The sequence below is a fragment of the Litoreibacter sp. GN1-5 genome, from assembly GCF_055693805.1.
This window is the reverse complement of sequence record NZ_JBVFUP010000001.1, coordinates 275,074-292,981: the sequence shown is the minus strand read 5'-3', so window position 1 is coordinate 292,981 and position 17,908 is coordinate 275,074. Positions and strand designations below refer to the sequence as shown.

Here is a 17,908-nt window from a genome sequence, read left to right as displayed (position 1 = left end):
GTCCTACCTATACGTAATACTTTCCCAACCTACGCCCCTTGCCTGCAAGTTGACCACGGCAAAAGCGACCAATTTAGCGTTACGGGCGCACATCGCCGCATGTGGTCTATGGCATGTTTCCATGATCCGCGCAGTTTTGTAGAGTTTCGGAAACCTGTTTCAGAGCTAAATGATATGTTCCAATCCCTCAAAGCCTTCGCTTTGGTTACTCTGCTGCCTCTGCCATTCCTGCTTGCGGGCGTTCTGTCTGGTGGCTGGGCCGTTTGGATCGCGCTGTTCTATATAACTATACTTATCGCTACAGTGGACAGCCTTGTCCCCGCAAAAAGCCAAGGTACCCGCGATGATACGGACGCTGACCGTCTGTCGCTGCTTCTTGCCAGTGCGCACTTTTTGCTGCTTTACAGCGTAATCTGGTCCTTGTCCGGTCACGGTGTCGGTCTGTTCAGCCTTGACGGGCTCATTCTGTTTCTGGCCGCTGGTATGTTCATCGGACAGGTCAGCAACTCAAACGCGCACGAGTTGATCCACAGGCAATCCCGCACGCTGCGACGGGTCGGCAAATGGGTTTATATCTCGCTTCTGTTCGGACATCATACTTCGGCTCATCCGACTATACACCATACCCATGTGGGCACCCCGCTGGACCCTAACACCGCGCATCTGAACGAAAGCTTCTACCGGTTTTTCAAGCGCGCCTGGATTGGGTCATTCAAAGCCGGGCTTGTTGTGGAACAAAACCGTCTGGCACAAAAAGGCCGGAGCCGGTGGAGCTGGCAAAATCCCTACATCATTTATATTGTTGGCGCAGTTGCCATGCTTGCGCTCTCGATCCTTATCGGCGGGCTCAGTGGCCTGCTAGTGCATATATTGATCGCAGCCTATGCACAAATGCAGCTGATGCTAAGCGATTATGTTCAACACTATGGGCTGCAACGCGCCCAACGCCCTGATGGCAGCTATGAGCCGGTCGATCAGCGGCATTCCTGGAATGCGCCCCATATTCTTTCGGCGTTCTGGATGCTGAACGCCCCGCGCCATTCGGATCATCATGCCAACCCCGCAAAACGCTTCCCAGCCTTAACCCTGCCAGACAAAGATGCGGCGCCGACCCTACCCTATTCTCTGCCGATTATGGCAGGAATTGCCCTATATCCGCGCCTTTGGAAAAAAGTGATGAACCCTCGGGCCAACGCATGGCATTAAGACAACAAAACCTAAAGAAAGAGAAACATATGCTTCGACTTGTCTTCGCGCTTCTCAGCTTTGGCGCTGCATCTGGCGCGCTTGCTGAAACGATTATCAGCCCGAAAGACTTTTCGGCCTACGCCACAGGCACAACGGTCTATTATAACAAACAAGGCGCGCCCTTCGGGGCCGAGCAATATCTGAAAGACCGTAAGGTCATCTGGACATTTCTCGATGGCAGTTGCCAGCGCGGCGTCTGGTTTCCTGTCGAGGATCAGATTTGCTTCGTCTATGAAGGCCAGTTGACCCCGCTATGCTGGCATTTCCTGCAAACGGATGCTGGCAAGATCGCCCGCGTTGTTGGGGCTGACCCCATAGAGGATCTTTTGGCTGTGGGTCAGGACAAAAAGCCGCTGAAATGCCCCGGCCCGGATGTGGGTGTCAGCTACACACCGTAAGCTTAGTCATCAAACAAACTGCCTTGATCCGTCTTGGCTGGCTTGGTTTTCTTTGAGGCGGGCTTGGCCGCAGTCGTGCCGACCGGATAACGACCATCCTGAAACTCGATCTCCAGATGGGTTGCTTTTTGCGCAATGGCCTTGGTGGTTGCCACCTGCTGCCCAGCCCAGACCACTGCATATCCGCGAGACAACGTCGCCTTATAGCTCAGCGTTTCGCGCAACCGATCCAGCCGCTCAAGATCGCGCGCCCAGCCGTTGATCTGTGTGGTTGCTGCTGATGACAAGGCAGTCGTTGCACGGGTAAACCGGGATGTCTGCTCTGCCATTTCACGAGCCAGACGCGTCGGCACAAGTCGCGCAGCAACCTGATCCAGCCGGGACCGAGCCCGGTCATTGCCCGTCGCCAACGCCCGCCCCAACAGTCGAGACAGTGTTCCCAGTTGATCCGTCTTTTGGCGAAGCCCCTGTCGCAAGATACGGCTACGCAAAAGGTGCCGCGCCGCGTTCCAAAGCAACACGTTTCGTTTGCGTTGCGGCGTGCAACGCATTTGGCAGCCGTGCCGAGACAGCATCTAGCCGTTGAGTTGACCCCGCAGTTAATTCCTCAACCCGTGGTAAGGCGCGCGCAAGATCACGCACACGCTGTACCCGCCGGTCAAAAGCCCTGGCCATCGCTTGGGTCAACCGGCCATCAAAACTGTCGAGCGTCGCCAGCAGGTCCAATCGTACTGGCACAGCCAGCTCTGCCGCAGCGGTTGGCGTGGGCGCGCGTTGATCTGACACATAGTCGATCAGCGTCGTGTCAGTCTCATGCCCGACAGCCGAAATCAGCGGGATATCAGACGCTGCCGCAGCCCGCGCCACGCTTTCCTCGTTAAATCCCCAAAGATCCTCGATCGAGCCGCCGCCGCGCGCGACAATAATCAGATCAGGGCGCGGGATCGCACCACTGGGCAACAATGCGTTAAACCCCTTAATCGCATTGGTCACTTCGGGCGCGCAACGCTCCCCCTGAACAGCGACCGGCCAAATCAAAACTTTGCGCGGGAAACGATCCCGCAGGCGGTGCAATATATCACGGATCACCGCCCCTTGCGGTGAGGTCACGACGCCGATGACCTCGGGCAAATAGGGGATTGGCGCCTTGCGCGCCGGATCGAACAACCCTTCGCGCTCCAGCGTTTTCTTACGTTTCTCAAGCATCGCCATCAGCGCGCCAACACCCGCAGGCCGGATATCTTCAATCACCATCTGATAGCGCGACTGACCGGGAAAGGTTGTCAAACGTCCGATCGCAATGACTTCCATCCCCTCTTCAGGCCGCACGCTCAGCTTGGCCGCTTGCCCTTTCCAGATCACTGACGCCAGAACCGAGCGGTCATCCTTCAAATCCAGATACACATGCCCCGAGCGCGCAATCATCACGCGACCCAACTCCCCTTTGACACGCACATGCCCGAATTCTCCTTCGATCACACGCTTTATTGCGCCCGAAATTTCGGAAACACTGTATTCAGGCTCGTTACGGCCGGGGGTTTCGTCTTCGATCAGATCCATCGGGATACGCCCTTGTGGTGTTGCTATGGTCAGCTTAGAACGCGGGCGTGTTGAGGGAAAGCGGAGCCTGCGATGAATATTCTGATCCTTGGTAGTGGCGGGCGGGAGCATGCCTTGGCTTGGGCAGTCATGCAAAACCCGAAATGCGACCGGCTAATTGTTGCACCGGGAAATGCCGGGATTGAGGCCTTGGCGGAATGCGCCGATCTGGATATCATGAGCGGCCCAGCCGTGGTTGATTTCGCGGTCGAGTATTCGATTGACTTCGTGATCATCGGCCCAGAAGCACCCTTGGCCAACGGCGTTGCCGATTCTTTGCGCGATGCTGGCATTCTGACTTTTGGTCCTTCGCAGGCCGCTGCGGCGCTGGAAGCCTCTAAGGCCTTTACCAAGGAAATCTGCGGTGCAGTCAACGCCCCCACCGCTGCCTATGCGCACTTCACTGAGAGCAGTGCCGCGAAAAACTATGTCAAAGCGCAAGGCGCCCCGATTGTTATCAAGGCCGACGGGCTGGCCGCAGGCAAAGGTGTCGTTGTGGCAATGGATGAGACCACAGCGCTGGATGCCATTGACGATATGTTTGATGGCAACTTCGGCGCGGCCGGTGCGGAAGTCGTCATCGAAGAATTTATGGAGGGCGAAGAAGCCTCGTTCTTTGTGCTGTGTGATGGTGAAAACGCGCTGCCGATTGGTACGGCGCAAGATCACAAACGTGCCTATGATGACGATGAAGGCCCCAATACCGGCGGCATGGGTGCCTATTCCCCCGCGCCGGTGATGACCGACATAATCGCCAGCGCCGCGCTGGAACAGATCATCAAACCGACCATGGCCGAGATGGCCCGTCGTGGCATACCCTATCAGGGCGTGCTCTATGCCGGGCTCATGATTAAAGATGGGCAACCTCGGCTGGTAGAATACAATGTGCGGTTTGGCGATCCGGAATGTCAGGTGCTTATGATGCGCCTTGGCGCGCAGGCGTTGGATTTGATGCTGGCCTGCAGTGAGGGGCGGCTGGATCAGGCAAATCCGCAATGGGCCGCAGACCACGCCCTTACCGTTGTGATGGCTGCAAAGGGATATCCTGGCAGCTATCAGAAGGGATCAGAGATAAAAGGGCTTGGCAATCTGCCCGAGGATAGCTTGAACATGGTCTTTCATGCGGGAACATCGCTAAACGGCGAGCAAATCCTTGCGACAGGCGGGCGGGTTCTGAATGTCACTGCCCGCGGGAAACCTTGTCTGTGGCGCGGGACCGCGCCTATGAGATGGTTGACCAGATTGATTGGCCAGACGGGTTTTACCGCCGGGATATTGGCTGGCAGGCGCTCTGATACCGCGCTGAAGTCAACACGCTATTCACGGATATACGGGCTATAGGGAATAAACCCTTACTGACAGGCAAGCGCCGCATTCAAGTCAGCGCGGCCATGATGCGGGCCAATTGCGCGCGTGGAGAGTTCACCATCTTGCAATACGGTCGCCATGGCCTGCGACCAATCCGCCGAGGCGGTGATCATTTCAGGGCCATCACCACAATCACGAAGACCCCCGCCAATGTCAGGCTCACCGATGCGGTGATTTGTCAGGCCACCCAAATCGGCAACTGGCTCCAGCTTGTCATCCTTGAACCGCCACACACGTAACGTCTTGGCCAGATGCGGGCGGTCAATATAGGCAATTTCGACAAACCCATCCCCGTCCATATCTGCCGCACCTATCGGGGCCAGCCAGCGAAAGCGCGTTCCGATATGCGGGGTCGCTGCTATTTTGCCAGTCGCATCGTAGACAGCCAATTGCGCGCCTTTCGCGACATGCGTTTCCACCACAACAACTTCCGGCTTGCCGTCCCCGGTTACGTCAAGAAGCCGTGGTTCAACATCTTCAAACACGCGATCAAGAGGCAACCGCATGACATATGTTTTAGACCGCACAACTGCGTCATCCAACAAACCTTGGCCCGCGCCGTCCGTCACAATCTCCAGACCACTCCACTCAATCGCATCCCCCAGAACGCCATGAGCATAACGATCTGTCGATTCAGTATATCGAGCGTTCGTGATTGTTTCACCACTGGCTGGACCAGCAAACAGGGCAAAAAGCAGAACTGTCCTGATCACATCTGTTTCTCCGGCATCTGAACGATCAACCCGTCCAACGCATCAGTCACCTTCAATTGACAGGTCAGGCGGGACCGGCTGGGATCAGGCTCGTATGCGAAATCCAGCATGTCTTCTTCCATCGCATCCTTGGTGGGGAGCTTCTCCACCCAATCCGGCGCAACGTATACGTGACAGGTCGAACAGGCGCAGGCACCGCCGCAATCGGCCTCAATACCCGGAATATTATTGTCGCGGGCGCCTTCCATGACAGTCAGGCCATTAGCAACCTCGACAACATGTTCTGTCCCGTTATGCTCGATATAAGTGATTTTGGCCATATTCTTCCCCGTATCTGGCGATCTTGCATCCCTAGCAGATAGTCCAGCACAGAGCGTTTTGCCAGCCCCCATGGGTCTATCGCTTTATCGTACCGCTTTCGTAAATGGATCAGAGGCAGTAACCTGCATCAATATGTGAGCAAAGAGTTCTGAAACCATGTTGGAAAGACTAACATTCGCAGCCGCGCTGGCGTTTTGCCTTGCAAGCTGCGCGCCACCTCAACCCGAGGTCGGAAGCAAGCAAATCGCACCACCTGCCCTTCGGCTACTGGACAGCGAACCATCAGACCCACCAGAAGGCACATGCTGGAAAAGCGGCATGGCATCGCCTGTCATCGGAACCGTAATTGAGCAGGTGATTGTTACACCAGCCCAGATTGACGGCACAGGCAAAGAAATCAAACCGGCCATCTATGAGACCACGCCACGTGATATTGTAGTCGAGCCCAGCAAAGAAGTCTGGTTCCAGACCATTTGCACATCTGATCTGGGCGAAGACGCCATAAAAACAGTGCAAAGAGCCCTGGCCGCAAGAGATCTCTACGATGCACCTGTTACGGGTGAGCTAGGGCCAAAAACCCGCGCAGCTATTCGTAGTTTTCAAAAGCCTCTGGGCCTTGATAGTGAGGCGCTCAGCCTGGCAGCGGCACGACAATTAGGGGTTGTCCCGGTAGAGATCATAGGATTGCAACCCGACGACCCAGCAGAATGAAAAAGGCACCCGAAGGTGCCTTTTCCTGTGTTGAGTTATTCGTCCAGCGGTAAGGCTACGAAACGCGGGTCGCCTTGCCGGCGGATCAGCATAAGGAAGGATTTTCGTCCCGCCTCTTTCGCATCGTCGATACGCGCTTCGAAATCTTTCAGCGTTTCAATCCTCTGTTGTCCGGCCTCGACAATCAGATCGCCAGCACGCACACCTTTTTCAAAGGCCGTGCTGTCTTCGGATACATCCGTGACCACAAGGCCCGTGTCATCGTCTGACAGATCAAGCTGTGTACGCAATTCGTCATTCAGGGCCGACACTGTCATACCGAACATAAGCTTCTCTTGCGGATCAGCTTCCTTTTCCGCCACGGCTGGTACGGCTGTATTCTCGGCATCTTCACGACGACCCAGCGTCACTTTCAGTGTTTCCGTGTTGCCGTCGCGTATAACAACAACCCGCACTGCCTTCCCAACGGTCGTGTTTCCAACGATACGCACAAGTTCGCGTGTGTCCGAAACTTCGGCGCCATCAAAGGTGGTTATCACATCACCTGCTTGCATACCTGCATCTTTGGACGGACCATCGGGCACATCTGTGACCAATGCGCCAGCAGTCTTTTCCAGACCCATCGCTTCCGCAACATCATCCGTAATGTCCTGAATGCGAACACCAAGCCAGCCGCGGCGTGTCTCGCCAAATTCTTTCAGCTGATCGACAACTTTCGTGACAACTTTGGAGGACATGGCAAAACCAATGCCGATTGACCCACCCGTTGGTGAAAGGATTGCGGTATTAACGCCAACAACCTGACCTTCAGTATTGAACAGCGGACCGCCAGAGTTACCACGGTTGATCGCTGCATCCGTCTGGATGTAGTCATCATAGGTGCCACTAAGGGCGCGATCACGGGCCGATACGATACCAGCAGAGACCGAGAAGCCCTGCCCCAGCGGGTTGCCGACGGCCATCACCCAATCCCCGACACGGGCAGCGTCGCTATCGCCAAAAGGAACAAATGGCAGCGGCTGATCGCTTTCGACCTTCAAAAGCGCAATATCTGTTTTTGGGTCTGTGCCAATTACTGTGGCTTCCAGACGTTTGCCAGAATAGAACTCGATCTCGATCTCATCGGCTTTATCGATTACATGGTTATTCGTGACAATGAACCCGTCCTCAGAGATGACAAACCCGGACCCAAGGGCCGAGGATCGTTGCGGTCTGCGTCCTTCGTCCTGACGGTCCAGAAAGTCGTTGAAGAAATCTTCAAGCGGTGATCCTTCGGGCACAATGGGGCCAGGGCCACTTTGCACGCCAGCAACGGTCGTAGACGTGGTGATATTCACCACAGACGGGCTGACACTTTCAGCCAGATCGGCAAAGCTTTCAGGCATCTTGGCATGTGCCGTGATGGTTTGTGCCAGTACAAGCGCTACGCCAAAAATCAGGGCGGCAAGCAACTGAATTGGCCCTTCACGGCGGTTAGTCTTTTGAATTACGTGAGCGTACAATTCAGGGTCCTCCGATTGTTTTGGCTCTTGGTGGCCCAGGTGGTGTGGGCGGTTTGCCTGTATAATCTGGGCTTTTTGAGTTCAGGTTCAACGCATAGCGCCATTTTGAGTGTCAACTCTGCGTGAGAAAGATGTCAAATTCTCGCACGAACCAGTCTATTCTCCAAATGCTGATTTTGCCACCCAGACCAATACAGTGCCGCAGGCAACCGCAATCAGGCCGAACAGGCGGCGTTGTTCGATAGGTATTTCGCTCAGCATCTTAAGCATATCTTCCATGCGCGAAGGGGCCAGTGCAAGCACCAGCCCCTCGACAACGAAAACCAAACCAATAGCCAGAGCAACATGGGTGATCACTGACCGGTATCCGATTTCAGATAGTTAAAGAATTCGCTGTCAGGCCGAATGACCATAGTGGAATTTGACCCTTTCAATGACAGCTCATATGCCTTGAGTGAGCGGTAGAATTCGAAGAATTCTGCGTCTGCACCGAAAGCTTCCGCAAAGATATTGTTGCGGCGGGCCTCCGCCTCACCCCGAATAATGTCAGCATTCTTTTGCGCATCCGAGACAAGTTCAACCACAGTTCTATCCGCCTGCGCGCGCACCCGTTGAGCGGCTTCCTCACCACGTGCAATCTCGTCTGCGGCCTCACGTTCACGCTCGGCCCGCATACGGGCAAATGTGGCTTCAAGGTTTTGCTCAGGCAAATCCGTGCGTTTCAGGCGAACATCAATCACCTCAAGGCCCAGCGCGTTACCTTCGGCACGGGCTGCATCCCGAATACGAGATAACAGCGCTGCACGGTCCGTGCTCAGAATGTCATTGGATGCCACAGACCCCAGAACTTCACGGATTTCAGCGCGCAGAATGCGGTCAATCCGGTTATCTGCGGTGGCCACACCGCCCGCACCTACAGCCTGGCGGAACTGGACAACGTCGCGGATACGGTAGCGCGCGAACGCATCAACCACCAAACGCCGATCATCCAGCGGTGTAACTTCGAGCGGATCCGTATCAAGAGACAAAATTCGGTCGTCATACCGCACGACTTCTTGGATAAACGGTATCCTGAACGCGAGGCCTGGCTCTTCCTTAACCGCCTTTACCTGTCCAAATTGCAGCACCAGTGCTCTTTCCCGCTCATCAACGATAAAGAGAGACGACAGCAACAACCAAGCGACGCCGATCACAACCAATAGTGAAATCAAACCCTTGTTCATTAGTTCGACCCTTCTGTTGGTTGTTGTGGTTTACGCAGCTCATTGAGCGGTAGATACGGCACGATGTTCGAACTTGCGCCATCAATTGCATCGTCAAGAATGATCTTGTCCAGATTGCCGAATACTTTTTCCATGGTTTCGATATAAAGACGCTTGCGCGTGACCTCAGGGGCTTTTTGATATTCTGCAAGAACGGCGCTGAAGCGGCTTGCTTCACCTTCGGCTTCATTCACGAATTTTGCCCTGTCCGCTTCGGCTTGTTCAAGGGTTTGCGCAGCTTCACCACGTGCGCCCGCCAGAACACGGTTGGCATAGGCGTCTGCGGTTTTTTCCAAGCGGTCGCGTTCCTGTTCTGCTGCCTGCACTTCGCGGAAGCTGTCGATCACTTCACGGGGCGGGTCGGCGCGGTCAAAGTTCACACGCACGACAGTCATGCCAGAATTGTAACTGTCCAGCGTAGCTTGTATGAGTTCCTGCAAACGGCCCGCGATAACGCCACGATCGCGGTTGAGGATCGGTGCAAGCTCTGATGTTGCAATGATTTCACGCATCGAAGACTCGGCCACAGCGCGAATTGTCTGCTGCGGATCAGCCAAGTTAAACAGGAATTTCTGCGCATCATTGATGTTCCAGACCACCTGGAAATCGATATCGACGATATTTTCGTCCCCGGTCAACATAAGCCCCGCATCACCGCCACGCCCGCCAAATCCGATATCTTCCGTCTGTTCCCGCGTGACGGGGATGATGTCTTTGGTCACGATAGGCCATGGGGCAAAATTCAGGCCGGATTCACCAATCTCAGAGAATTCACCAAGAAACAGCTCGACCGACTGTTCTTCCGGTTTAACGCTGTAAAAGGATGCAAATATCCACACCCCGAAAGCGACCAAACCGATCAACCCCAAACTACCTTTGGAAAACGCCGGGCCACCTTCGCCGCCACCGCCGTTATTTCCGCCACGTCCACCGCGACCGCCCATGAGCACGCGCAGCTGTTCCTGGCCTTTCTTCATGATCTCATCGATTTCTGGAATTTGTGGGCCGTCGCCACCAGGCTTTCGACCACCGTTATTGCCACCTTGGTCATCCCCGTCGCCGCGGTTCCCACCGCCGCCCCAAGGTCCGCCTTTATTGTTGGACATTCAGGTTATTTCCCTCTTGCGAATTAGCTTGTGCTTTGTTGCATTTGTAATTGGGTGTATTGCGCTGAAATTCAAGCACTTCTCATTGGAGTTTTCATTGTCACCAGTTCTTCTGCCATTGTCGGGTGGACGGCACAGACCTGATCGAATTGCGCTTTCGTCGCGCCCATCTTTATTGCGACCCCTGCCAGTTGGATCATTTCGCCCGCATGATCAGCAACGATATGACAGCCCAGCACCTTGTCGGTTTCTTGGCTAACGATCAATTTCATCAACACACGTTCGTCCCGTCCAATAAAGGCGCGCTGCATTGGTTTGAACGAGGTGCAGTAAATATCCACGGGTTCCTGATCACGCGCTTCTTCTTCTGTCAGGCCTATTGTACCATATTCCGGCTGAGTAAACACCGCTGATGGAATAAGGTCGTGATCCACAGGGGTTGGGGTGCCGTTGAAGACGGTCTCTACAAAAGCCATGCCTTCGCGGATCGCCACTGGCGTCAGATTTACCCGGTTCGTCACATCGCCAATGGCATAGATCGAAGGTTGCGCCGTCTGGGAGAACTTATCTACCTCAATCTGGCCCCGTCTGCCGATTTTGACATCTGTATTTTCCAGCCCCAGATCGCTCGTGTTAGGGTCGCGTCCAGTGGCAAACATCACTTCGCCGTAAATACGTTCTGACCCGTCCGTGCCTTTGACCCAAATGCCGTCATCTTGCTTGCGCATTTCCAGCAGGTTAGTGCCCACATGAAGCTTAACGCCATTGCGCACCATATGATCCGCAATATGACCCCGCGCTTCATCATCAAAACCACGCAAGATTTGCGCGCCACGGTAGAATTGCGTGACCTCAACCCCCAATCCGTTCAGGATGCAGGCAAATTCACACGCAATATATCCACCCCCGATAATCAGAATGGATTTCGGCAAATCTTCCAGCAGGAAAATTTCATTAGAGGTGATCCCCAGATCAGCGTTTTCCAGATCAGGTTTGACCGGATGCCCACCAGTGGCGATCAGAATATGTTTCGCCGTTATTTCACCACCGGTGCTTAGACGCACCGTATGAGGGTCTTTCAGCGTCGCCCGAGCATCATGGATGGTGACGTCAGAATTGCTCAGAAGACTGCGGTAGATACCTTCCAGCCGATCCAATTCACCGTGAAGGCGATTGCGGAATTTGTGCCAGTCAAAGCCCCCTGCTGAAACCTCCCAGCCATAATCAGATGCATCGTGAAAAATCTCACGGTAGCTGGACGCGTAGACCATCAGCTTCTTTGGCACGCAGCCGCGGATTACACAGGTGCCGCCCATCCGAAACTCTTCCGCCAGAGCAACCTTTGCCCCGGTTGCGGCCGCAACTCGAGCTGCGCGGACACCACCGGACCCGCCACCAATGACGAATAGGTCAACATCAAAGCTCATGGGGAAATCCTTATCTGCCAGTCAATCGGCAATATCGACAAACAGGTTGTCAGTTTCGTTCAGATCAACACGTTCATGATTAACCGTGCCATTATTGATATCCCGTACTTCAACAGAACCGTCCGCATTACCAATCACAACCACGTCACAGATGTCCAGAAACAGACCGTTTTCTACGACACCCGGGATTTGGTTCAAAACAAAACTCAACTGCCTTGGCTGGCCAATCTGACGGAGATGCAAGTCAAGGATCAGATTGCCTTCATCCGTGCGGAAAGGTTCATCATCGGCCATCCGTAAAGATGTTTTGCGCCCCAGCACATCCATATTGATCAGGCTTTCCTCGACCAACGCCCGTGTCGTCTGCCAGCCAAAGGGGATCACTTCTATGGGCAGTGGAAACGCGCCCAGCTTTTCTACCTTCTTGGACTGATCGGCAATTACTACCATCTGATCCGAGGCAGTCGCCACGATCTTTTCCTGTAAAAGCGCCCCGCCACCCCCTTTGATCAGGTTCAGGTCGCCATCATATTCGTCGGTCCCGTCGATTGTTAGATCCAGCCAGCGCGCTTCGTCCAAGGTTACGATGGGTACGCCCACTTCCTGGGCCAGCTGCGCCGTGCGGGTCGAGGTCGCAACACCTGTAATCTTCAAGCCACCATCGCGCACCATTTCGCCAAGGCATTTGACCATCCAGGCCGCGGTTGAGCCAGTGCCAAGACCAACGCGCATCCCATCCTCAACATATTCAACCGCGCGTTTCGCGGCGACATATTTGGCCTTGTCAATCGGGGAAAGGTTGTCAGTCATACGGCACACTCCTCAAGAACACCAAATCTATATAAGCGGTTTCATGCACAGGAGCGAGAGACAAAAAACACAAGATTTTCAAGGTTTCACCAACGCATCCAGCGCGACCTCAAGATATATGCGTGGCAACAGGATCAGAGTCGTGCGCCCCGGCAGATATAGCTCTATCGGCCCTGTCACTGCATTTGATGTACCAACACGGGTGATTGGCGATAAGTCCAGCCCGTCAATCGGATAAAGAAGCCCGGTGCTTTGACCTTTCACCGGGGCCATCGGATATAGCGAAAACCGCGTCCCAACCGGAAGGGTAATGGAAAACCTTTCCGGCGCGAGAAAGCAGATGTCCTGGTCCCCAATCAATAGGCATGTCTGCTCGGGGTGGCGGATCAAAGCGGTGCAGGCAGCCAGTTCATGATCCAGTCGCCCGCCCGTAAAGCCCACAGCCAGAATAGCCGGAGCTTCGATGTTCCGCAGGCATTTTTCGAAATCGGTGCTATCTTGCTCACTGATCTCATGAAATTGTGATGGGGGAACTTTCTGCCGAGTGCTAGCGGAAATGGAGTCCATGTCGCCAATAACCGCTGACGGCATATGGCCTGCTTGCAAAGCAATATTAGCCCCGCTATCGGCTGCGACAAGAATCGGCGCAAGCTCAAGCGCTTGTTCTAGATGGCAAAAATGTGACGCCCCGCCACCCAAAAGTGTCAAAAATGTGCCCGACTGTACAATCATGCGCTATTTTGATGAATTACTGCATCACCTAGAAACAAAGCGGACCTCTCCTATATGCAAATAGAACTCATATATCGATTTTTGTTTGGGATTTGAGATTTTTTGAGGTTTCCTTTGGGTCTATGGTACGGACATGCTAAATTCTACCTTTGAGTTCGATAGAAAGCGAGTACGCCGTGTTTGGTGAGAGTAAAGTATTGACAGTCTCTTTTGGGACGTTTTCATGTAGCCTTGAGGGGTTTGAAGACCCGTTCGAGACGATGAAAGTAATAACCGAGTATTTTCGCGAACTTTCGGCACAACAAGACGACACGCCCGACATCGCGCGGCTTACAGAAATTGCACAATCTACAGCAGATGCAAATGTCACCGCAGAGAAGCTTGATGATGGCGTGATTTTGCGACAGGAAGCTCCCCGCTCGCGCCAGAAATAGATCAAACTGATGATGATAATGCTGTTTCAGATACGGATAATGAAAAATCCATTGCCGAGAAGCTTGAAAGCATCCGTGCCGTTGCCGCGAAAGCGACAATCCCAATCGAAGATGACTACAACGAAGACCAGCATGCAGAGAATTTGGATGAATCCGATGCTGCCATGGTGATCGACTTCGACCAAAATGCTGCAGAGGAAGCGCCCGCAACACCTGAAGTGACTGACGATATCGTCTTCACGCAGGAATACATTGCGCTTGAGCCAACTGAAACCACCGCAGAAAAAGATAATCAAACGCCCATTGAAACGCGACAGCAGGTATCTACGACATCCGAAACCTCTGGCCGCACGGAAAGTGCCGAAGATCTTTCGGATAATGACGACCCCATAGCTGAGCTTTCCGAACCCGAAGAAGCGCCCCAATCCGAGCCTGAAATCGTTGACCAGGTCGATGAAGAAGAGGCAGCTGATCAGACTTCTGAGGACGAGACCGGTGATCAGGCAACTGAGGAAGGCCCTGCTGATCAGGCTGCTGAGCAAGATAGTGTCGAGGAAGTCAGTGAAGCATCTGGTCTAACCAAGGCAGCCGAAACAGATGAAGCGGACGACGACGTTCTTCCAGACGAGGCACTTATTGCGGACGAAGCCGAAGATGTGATTGCCGACGAAGTATCCGAACCTGAAGCCGACACGCCAGATGACGAGGTCATGGCAGACGATACAGACGAAACCATTGCTGCCGAAACGCAAGAAGGTACCTCCGAGGTGCTCGAAGACGACGCAGAAGATATCGATCTTGACGAGATAGCTCATGTGGATGGGCCCGAAGAATATATCGACGAATATTTCGCGAAGAATGATGACGCTGAAAGTTCAGATATCGAAGAGATTGAAGATGAAAAGGTTGAAGATATAGGCGACTCATCTGCGTCCGAAGATGAGGATATGTGGGACGATGATGACGATGATTCAGAGGAAGAGCCCTCTGAAGATAGTTTATCAGAAGGGGCCACTGAAGACTTTGAAGCTGCCAGTGAGGGTGACGTTGACGAAGTTTCCGACTTAGATGAGGAGGAAATCCTTGAGGAACAGGCCCCTGAAACTGTTGATGTCGAGCCTGCCGATGTAGCGGATGGCGCATCAAATGAGGATGATGCAGCGCCGTTTGAGCCTGTTGCTGCGGAACTTATCGAAGAACCCGAAACGGTAACATCCGTCACGACAGATCAGGAAAAGAAGGCTTTTGTCGCGCGTATAGCAAAACGCTCACCACTGCGTTCCGAGGATGATGAAGATAGTATCAAGCCCAAGGTCAATGACCCAGCAATCAACTCATCCATCGCACAGTTGCGTGCTGCCCTGAAAGGCGGGCAGTCCACTGCCGAACAGCCTGCTCCGGCTCCGGCTCCGGCTCCGGCTCCGGCTCCGGCTCCGGCTCCGGCTCCGGCTCCGGAGATATTGCAACAACCCTCTGAGCCTGCACAACCCGAAACACCTCCGGTAAGGAGTGAAACTGTGGAGACAGAGGCAGCGCAAGAACCATCAGTTGCCTCACCAGCACCAGATGCTCCGCTGAAGCTGACAACACCTGTAGAAACGCCGTCATCCGACAAGGTGCCAGCGCAGGATATCACACCAGAGCAGCCCGAGAGCGCAGACAAACCAGAACCGCTGATCCTGACACGAGATATGGAAGACGGAGGGTATGATGACATCTTCGCCGAAGATGGCATCAAAGACGCGCCAGAGGATTTTGATACTGGTGAAGAGCCTCCCCATCAGGAAGAAGAGCTTATTGATGACGAAAAGCAGCCTGACTCGCAAGACGACCATAAGGATGAGAATGAGGCCGACCGCGTTGCGCGCAAACGTGCCCGCAGGGAAGCATTGACCGAAGACCAAGATGCGCTTGATCGGTTGATGAGCGCCACAAGCTATCTGCTGAAAGAAGACCAAAGTGCTGTAAGGCGCGCCTCAATTGCGCATATGAAAGCTGCGGTCGCTGCAACAAAAGCGGACTCCTCGATAACTGATAACGCGATTGCCGAAGAAGAACGCGAATTGGATCAATATCGCCAGGATCTGGCACGCGTGGTGGATTCTGGCCCCACCGCGCCAACAGATGGCGAAGGTTCTCCTTTGGTTCTGTCCGGCGCACAGCCCTCTGATGATGATCCGGATGATGTGGTGATCAGTCACGTCAGCGAAGCTTTGAAAAAAGAGACGGGGCTTGGCGCAGAGGTCCGAGCCTATATTGAACACCCGGATTTGGAAGGTGAAGAAGAAGATAAAGACAACAGTGCTAATATCTTTGCCGACGCAGAACGCATTAGTTTCACGCAATATGCGACCGACGCCGATGCTTTGGAAATGCCCGACGTTATCGAGGCCGCCGCAGCCTACATGACCTATATTGAGGGTATCGCACATTTCACGCGTCCCACCCTTCTGCGCAAAGCAGCCTCGCTATCTACCGCCAAAGAAGGCTTTTCACGCGAAGCAGGATTGCGCAGCTTTGGTTCGCTCTTGCGCGAAGGTAAATTGCACAAGCACAAGGACGGCAAATACATGATTGCCAAAGGATCAAAATACGAGCCGGCGGCACGATACGCTGGATAAAGCGAGGCCAGCGCACCGATAATTTATGACTGATCCGGCCTTTCCGGATTTGCTTGGCCGATGCCTTTGAAAACAAATTTGAACGGCAAAGCCCAGAGCACGCCAAGGCCAACATAGATCAGAAGTTCTATCAGGATGCTTGGTCGCTCAAGCAGACCAACCAATGTGACGGCGGCTACGATATATACCGGCAGTCCAACCAGTAAGATCAGCAGTGACCAGCGTCTTCTTGCCTTATAGCTCAGTGCCATTTTTCAAGCTCTCAATCTGCAAACGGGTCCGTCACCAAAATAGTATCTTCGCGTTCCGGTGATGTAGATAATAGTGCGACCGGACACTCGATCAATTCCTCGACCCGGCGGACATATTTGATGGCTTCCGCTGGCAGATCAGCCCAGCTGCGGGCACCTTCTGTGCTGTCGGACCAGCCCGGCATGGTTTCGTAGATCGGGGTGCAGCGGGCCTGATGATTAGCTGCGGTCGGCAGGTAATCGATCCGCTCTCCGTCCAGCATGTAACCCACACATATCTTCAGTTCTTCAAACCCATCCAGCACGTCCAGTTTGGTAAGCGCGATCCCTGACACACCTGATGTTGCGCAGGTTTGGCGCACCAGAACCGCATCAAACCAGCCGCAGCGCCGTTTTCTACCTGTGACCGTGCCGAATTCATGGCCCCGTTCGCCCAGACGTTGACCATCGGCATCGTCCAGTTCGGCCGGGAACGGGCCTTCCCCCACGCGAGTTGTGTAAGCCTTGACGATGCCCAGCACAAAATCGATAGCACCCGGCCCCAGCCCTGTGCCGGTGGCCGCTTGCCCCGCAATCACATTGGATGAGGTCACAAAGGGGTAGGTTCCAAAATCGATATCCAGCAGCGCACCCTGCGCGCCTTCAAAAAGGATGCGTTTTCCGGCCTTGCGTTTCTCTGACAGCACTTTCCAGACCGGTGCGGCATATTTTAAAACGCTCGGCGCAATCTCTGCTAATTGCGCAATCAGCGTAGTGCGATCCACCTCGGCCAGCCCCATGCCCCGACGTAGCGTGTTGTGGTGTTGCAGCATCCGGTCAACGCGTGTCTCTAACGTCTCGGCATCTGCCAGATCAGCTACCCGAATGGCGCGCCGCCCCACCTTGTCTTCATAAGCAGGCCCAATGCCGCGCCCTGTTGTGCCGATTTTTGCTACGGAATTCTGGTTTTCACGCGCGCGGTCCAGCTCTCCGTGTACCGGCAAAATCAGCGGGGTATTCTCGGCGATCATCAGGTTGTCAGGCGTGATCTCCACACCCTGCCCCTGTAGCTTGGCGATTTCTTCACGCAAATGCCAAGGGTCCAGCACAACGCCATTGCCAATGACCGACAACTTACCGCCCCGCACGATCCCCGAGGGCAAAAGCGACAGTTTGTAAACCTTGCCATCAATAACCAGCGTATGCCCTGCGTTATGACCACCCTGGAATCGGGCAATGACATCGGACCGCTCAGACAGCCAATCCACGATTTTGCCTTTTCCTTCGTCCCCCCATTGGGCACCGACGACGACGACATTGGCCATACTGTTTTTCCTTCGCTGGAGTGAAACCCGCGCCGGTATAACGACCGACTGCCTTGGGGAAAGCCTCAATCCTGCCAAAACGCCTTGCGCGAGACGCAACT

General features: G+C 54.2%; 16 protein-coding genes and 2 pseudogenes. 6 read left to right on the top strand and 12 right to left on the bottom strand.

The features are described from left to right. The first annotated feature begins 108 nt into the window (after positions 1-108). Positions 109-1,206 (top strand): alkane 1-monooxygenase, encoded by a 1,098-nt coding sequence (locus ACZ1HF_RS01510; protein WP_472655846.1) that lies wholly within the window; start codon positions 109-111, stop codon positions 1,204-1,206. Positions 1,207-1,235: 29 nt separating this feature from the next. Next, a complete protein-coding gene (locus ACZ1HF_RS01505) occupies positions 1,236-1,646 on the top strand; it encodes a hypothetical protein (RefSeq protein ID WP_472655844.1) in 411 nt (136 codons plus the stop codon). A 2-nt stretch (positions 1,647-1,648) separates the two neighbouring features. On the opposite strand, the pseudogene xseA reads toward ACZ1HF_RS01505, so the two are convergent. After that, positions 1,649-3,206: pseudogene (gene xseA / locus ACZ1HF_RS01500) on the bottom strand (exodeoxyribonuclease VII large subunit). 72 nt (positions 3,207-3,278) lie between these two features. Here xseA and purD point away from each other — a divergent pair. After that, positions 3,279-4,540 (top strand): annotated as a pseudogene (purD, locus tag ACZ1HF_RS01495) (phosphoribosylamine--glycine ligase). A 57-nt stretch (positions 4,541-4,597) separates the two neighbouring features. Here purD and ACZ1HF_RS01490 read toward each other — a convergent pair. Together ACZ1HF_RS01490 and ACZ1HF_RS01485 are read right to left on the bottom strand one after the other, a co-directional pair. Beyond that, a complete protein-coding gene (locus ACZ1HF_RS01490; RefSeq protein ID WP_472655843.1) occupies positions 4,598-5,326 on the bottom strand; it encodes an FG-GAP repeat domain-containing protein in 729 nt (242 codons plus the stop codon). Beyond that, positions 5,323-5,646, bottom strand: coding sequence for a 2Fe-2S iron-sulfur cluster-binding protein (locus tag ACZ1HF_RS01485; protein WP_472655842.1), 324 nt, complete (start codon positions 5,644-5,646; stop codon positions 5,323-5,325). The genes ACZ1HF_RS01490 and ACZ1HF_RS01485 overlap by 4 nt, the downstream gene beginning before the upstream one ends. Positions 5,647-5,803: 157 nt before the next feature. On the opposite strand from ACZ1HF_RS01485, the gene ACZ1HF_RS01480 reads away from it, so the two are divergent. Then, positions 5,804-6,358: a peptidoglycan-binding domain-containing protein gene (locus ACZ1HF_RS01480; RefSeq protein WP_472655841.1), complete on the top strand. Its 555-nt coding sequence runs from the start codon at positions 5,804-5,806 to the stop codon at positions 6,356-6,358. Between the two features lie 35 nt (positions 6,359-6,393). Here the strand turns inward: ACZ1HF_RS01480 and ACZ1HF_RS01475 are convergent, their stop codons facing one another. The 7 genes from ACZ1HF_RS01475 to ACZ1HF_RS01445 form a co-directional block, all read right to left on the bottom strand. Further along, positions 6,394-7,860 carry a DegQ family serine endoprotease gene (locus ACZ1HF_RS01475; RefSeq protein WP_472655840.1) on the bottom strand — a complete coding sequence of 489 codons (1,467 nt, stop codon included), beginning with the start codon at positions 7,858-7,860 and terminating at the stop codon, positions 6,394-6,396. Between the two features lie 156 nt (positions 7,861-8,016). Continuing rightward, positions 8,017-8,217, bottom strand: coding sequence for a DUF2065 domain-containing protein (locus tag ACZ1HF_RS01470; protein ID WP_472655839.1), 201 nt, complete (start codon positions 8,215-8,217; stop codon positions 8,017-8,019). Further along, positions 8,214-9,083: a protease modulator HflC gene (gene hflC / locus ACZ1HF_RS01465; RefSeq protein WP_472655838.1), complete on the bottom strand. Its 870-nt coding sequence runs from the start codon at positions 9,081-9,083 to the stop codon at positions 8,214-8,216. The genes ACZ1HF_RS01470 and hflC overlap by 4 nt, the downstream gene beginning before the upstream one ends. Next, positions 9,083-10,228, bottom strand: coding sequence for an FtsH protease activity modulator HflK (hflK, locus tag ACZ1HF_RS01460; protein WP_472655837.1), 1,146 nt, complete (start codon positions 10,226-10,228; stop codon positions 9,083-9,085). Before hflK ends, hflC begins: the two co-directional genes overlap by 1 nt. Before the next feature lie 71 nt (positions 10,229-10,299). After that, complete coding sequence (gene gor / locus ACZ1HF_RS01455; RefSeq protein WP_472655836.1) at positions 10,300-11,655, bottom strand: glutathione-disulfide reductase; 1,356 nt, start codon at positions 11,653-11,655, stop codon at positions 10,300-10,302. A 21-nt stretch (positions 11,656-11,676) separates the two neighbouring features. After that, positions 11,677-12,465: a ribose-5-phosphate isomerase RpiA gene (rpiA, locus tag ACZ1HF_RS01450; RefSeq protein WP_472655835.1), complete on the bottom strand. Its 789-nt coding sequence runs from the start codon at positions 12,463-12,465 to the stop codon at positions 11,677-11,679. 78 nt (positions 12,466-12,543) lie between these two features. Next, a complete protein-coding gene (locus ACZ1HF_RS01445; protein WP_472655834.1) occupies positions 12,544-13,197 on the bottom strand; it encodes a thiamine diphosphokinase in 654 nt (217 codons plus the stop codon). Positions 13,198-13,394: 197 nt separating this feature from the next. Here ACZ1HF_RS01445 and ACZ1HF_RS01440 point away from each other — a divergent pair, with 197 nt between their 5' ends. Then, the gene (locus ACZ1HF_RS01440) at positions 13,395-13,631 is read left to right on the top strand and encodes a hypothetical protein (RefSeq protein ID WP_472655833.1); all 237 of its coding nucleotides are present in this window, start codon (positions 13,395-13,397) and stop codon (positions 13,629-13,631) included. A gap of 143 nt (positions 13,632-13,774) precedes the next feature. Then, the gene (locus ACZ1HF_RS01435) at positions 13,775-16,252 is read left to right on the top strand and encodes a hypothetical protein (RefSeq protein WP_472655832.1); all 2,478 of its coding nucleotides are present in this window, start codon (positions 13,775-13,777) and stop codon (positions 16,250-16,252) included. 23 nt (positions 16,253-16,275) lie between these two features. Here the strand turns inward: ACZ1HF_RS01435 and ACZ1HF_RS01430 are convergent, their stop codons facing one another. Beyond that, the gene (locus ACZ1HF_RS01430) at positions 16,276-16,503 is read right to left on the bottom strand and encodes a DUF2842 domain-containing protein (protein WP_472655831.1); all 228 of its coding nucleotides are present in this window, start codon (positions 16,501-16,503) and stop codon (positions 16,276-16,278) included. 11 nt (positions 16,504-16,514) lie between these two features. Further along, a complete protein-coding gene (locus tag ACZ1HF_RS01425) occupies positions 16,515-17,807 on the bottom strand; it encodes an adenylosuccinate synthase (protein ID WP_472655830.1) in 1,293 nt (430 codons plus the stop codon). Positions 17,808-17,908 lie beyond the last annotated feature (101 nt).

Bases quoted from the DNA above. Each gene is read 5' to 3' on its own strand.
- ACZ1HF_RS01510 (WP_472655846.1), top strand. From the start codon at position 109: ATGGCATGTTTCCATGATCCGCGCAGTTTTGTAGAGTTTCGGAAACCT.
- ACZ1HF_RS01505 (WP_472655844.1), top strand. From the start codon at position 1,236: ATGCTTCGACTTGTCTTCGCGCTTCTCAGCTTTGGCGCTGCATCTGGC.
- ACZ1HF_RS01485 (WP_472655842.1), bottom strand. From the start codon at position 5,646: ATGGCCAAAATCACTTATATCGAGCATAACGGGACAGAACATGTTGTC.
- ACZ1HF_RS01480 (WP_472655841.1), top strand. From the start codon at position 5,804: ATGTTGGAAAGACTAACATTCGCAGCCGCGCTGGCGTTTTGCCTTGCA.
- hflC (WP_472655838.1), bottom strand. From the start codon at position 9,083: ATGAACAAGGGTTTGATTTCACTATTGGTTGTGATCGGCGTCGCTTGG.
- hflK (WP_472655837.1), bottom strand. From the start codon at position 10,228: ATGTCCAACAATAAAGGCGGACCTTGGGGCGGCGGTGGGAACCGCGGC.
- gor (WP_472655836.1), bottom strand. From the start codon at position 11,655: ATGAGCTTTGATGTTGACCTATTCGTCATTGGTGGCGGGTCCGGTGGT.
- rpiA (WP_472655835.1), bottom strand. From the start codon at position 12,465: ATGACTGACAACCTTTCCCCGATTGACAAGGCCAAATATGTCGCCGCG.
- ACZ1HF_RS01445 (WP_472655834.1), bottom strand. From the start codon at position 13,197: ATGATTGTACAGTCGGGCACATTTTTGACACTTTTGGGTGGCGGGGCG.
- ACZ1HF_RS01430 (WP_472655831.1), bottom strand. From the start codon at position 16,503: ATGGCACTGAGCTATAAGGCAAGAAGACGCTGGTCACTGCTGATCTTA.
- ACZ1HF_RS01425 (WP_472655830.1), bottom strand. From the start codon at position 17,807: ATGGCCAATGTCGTCGTCGTCGGTGCCCAATGGGGGGACGAAGGAAAA.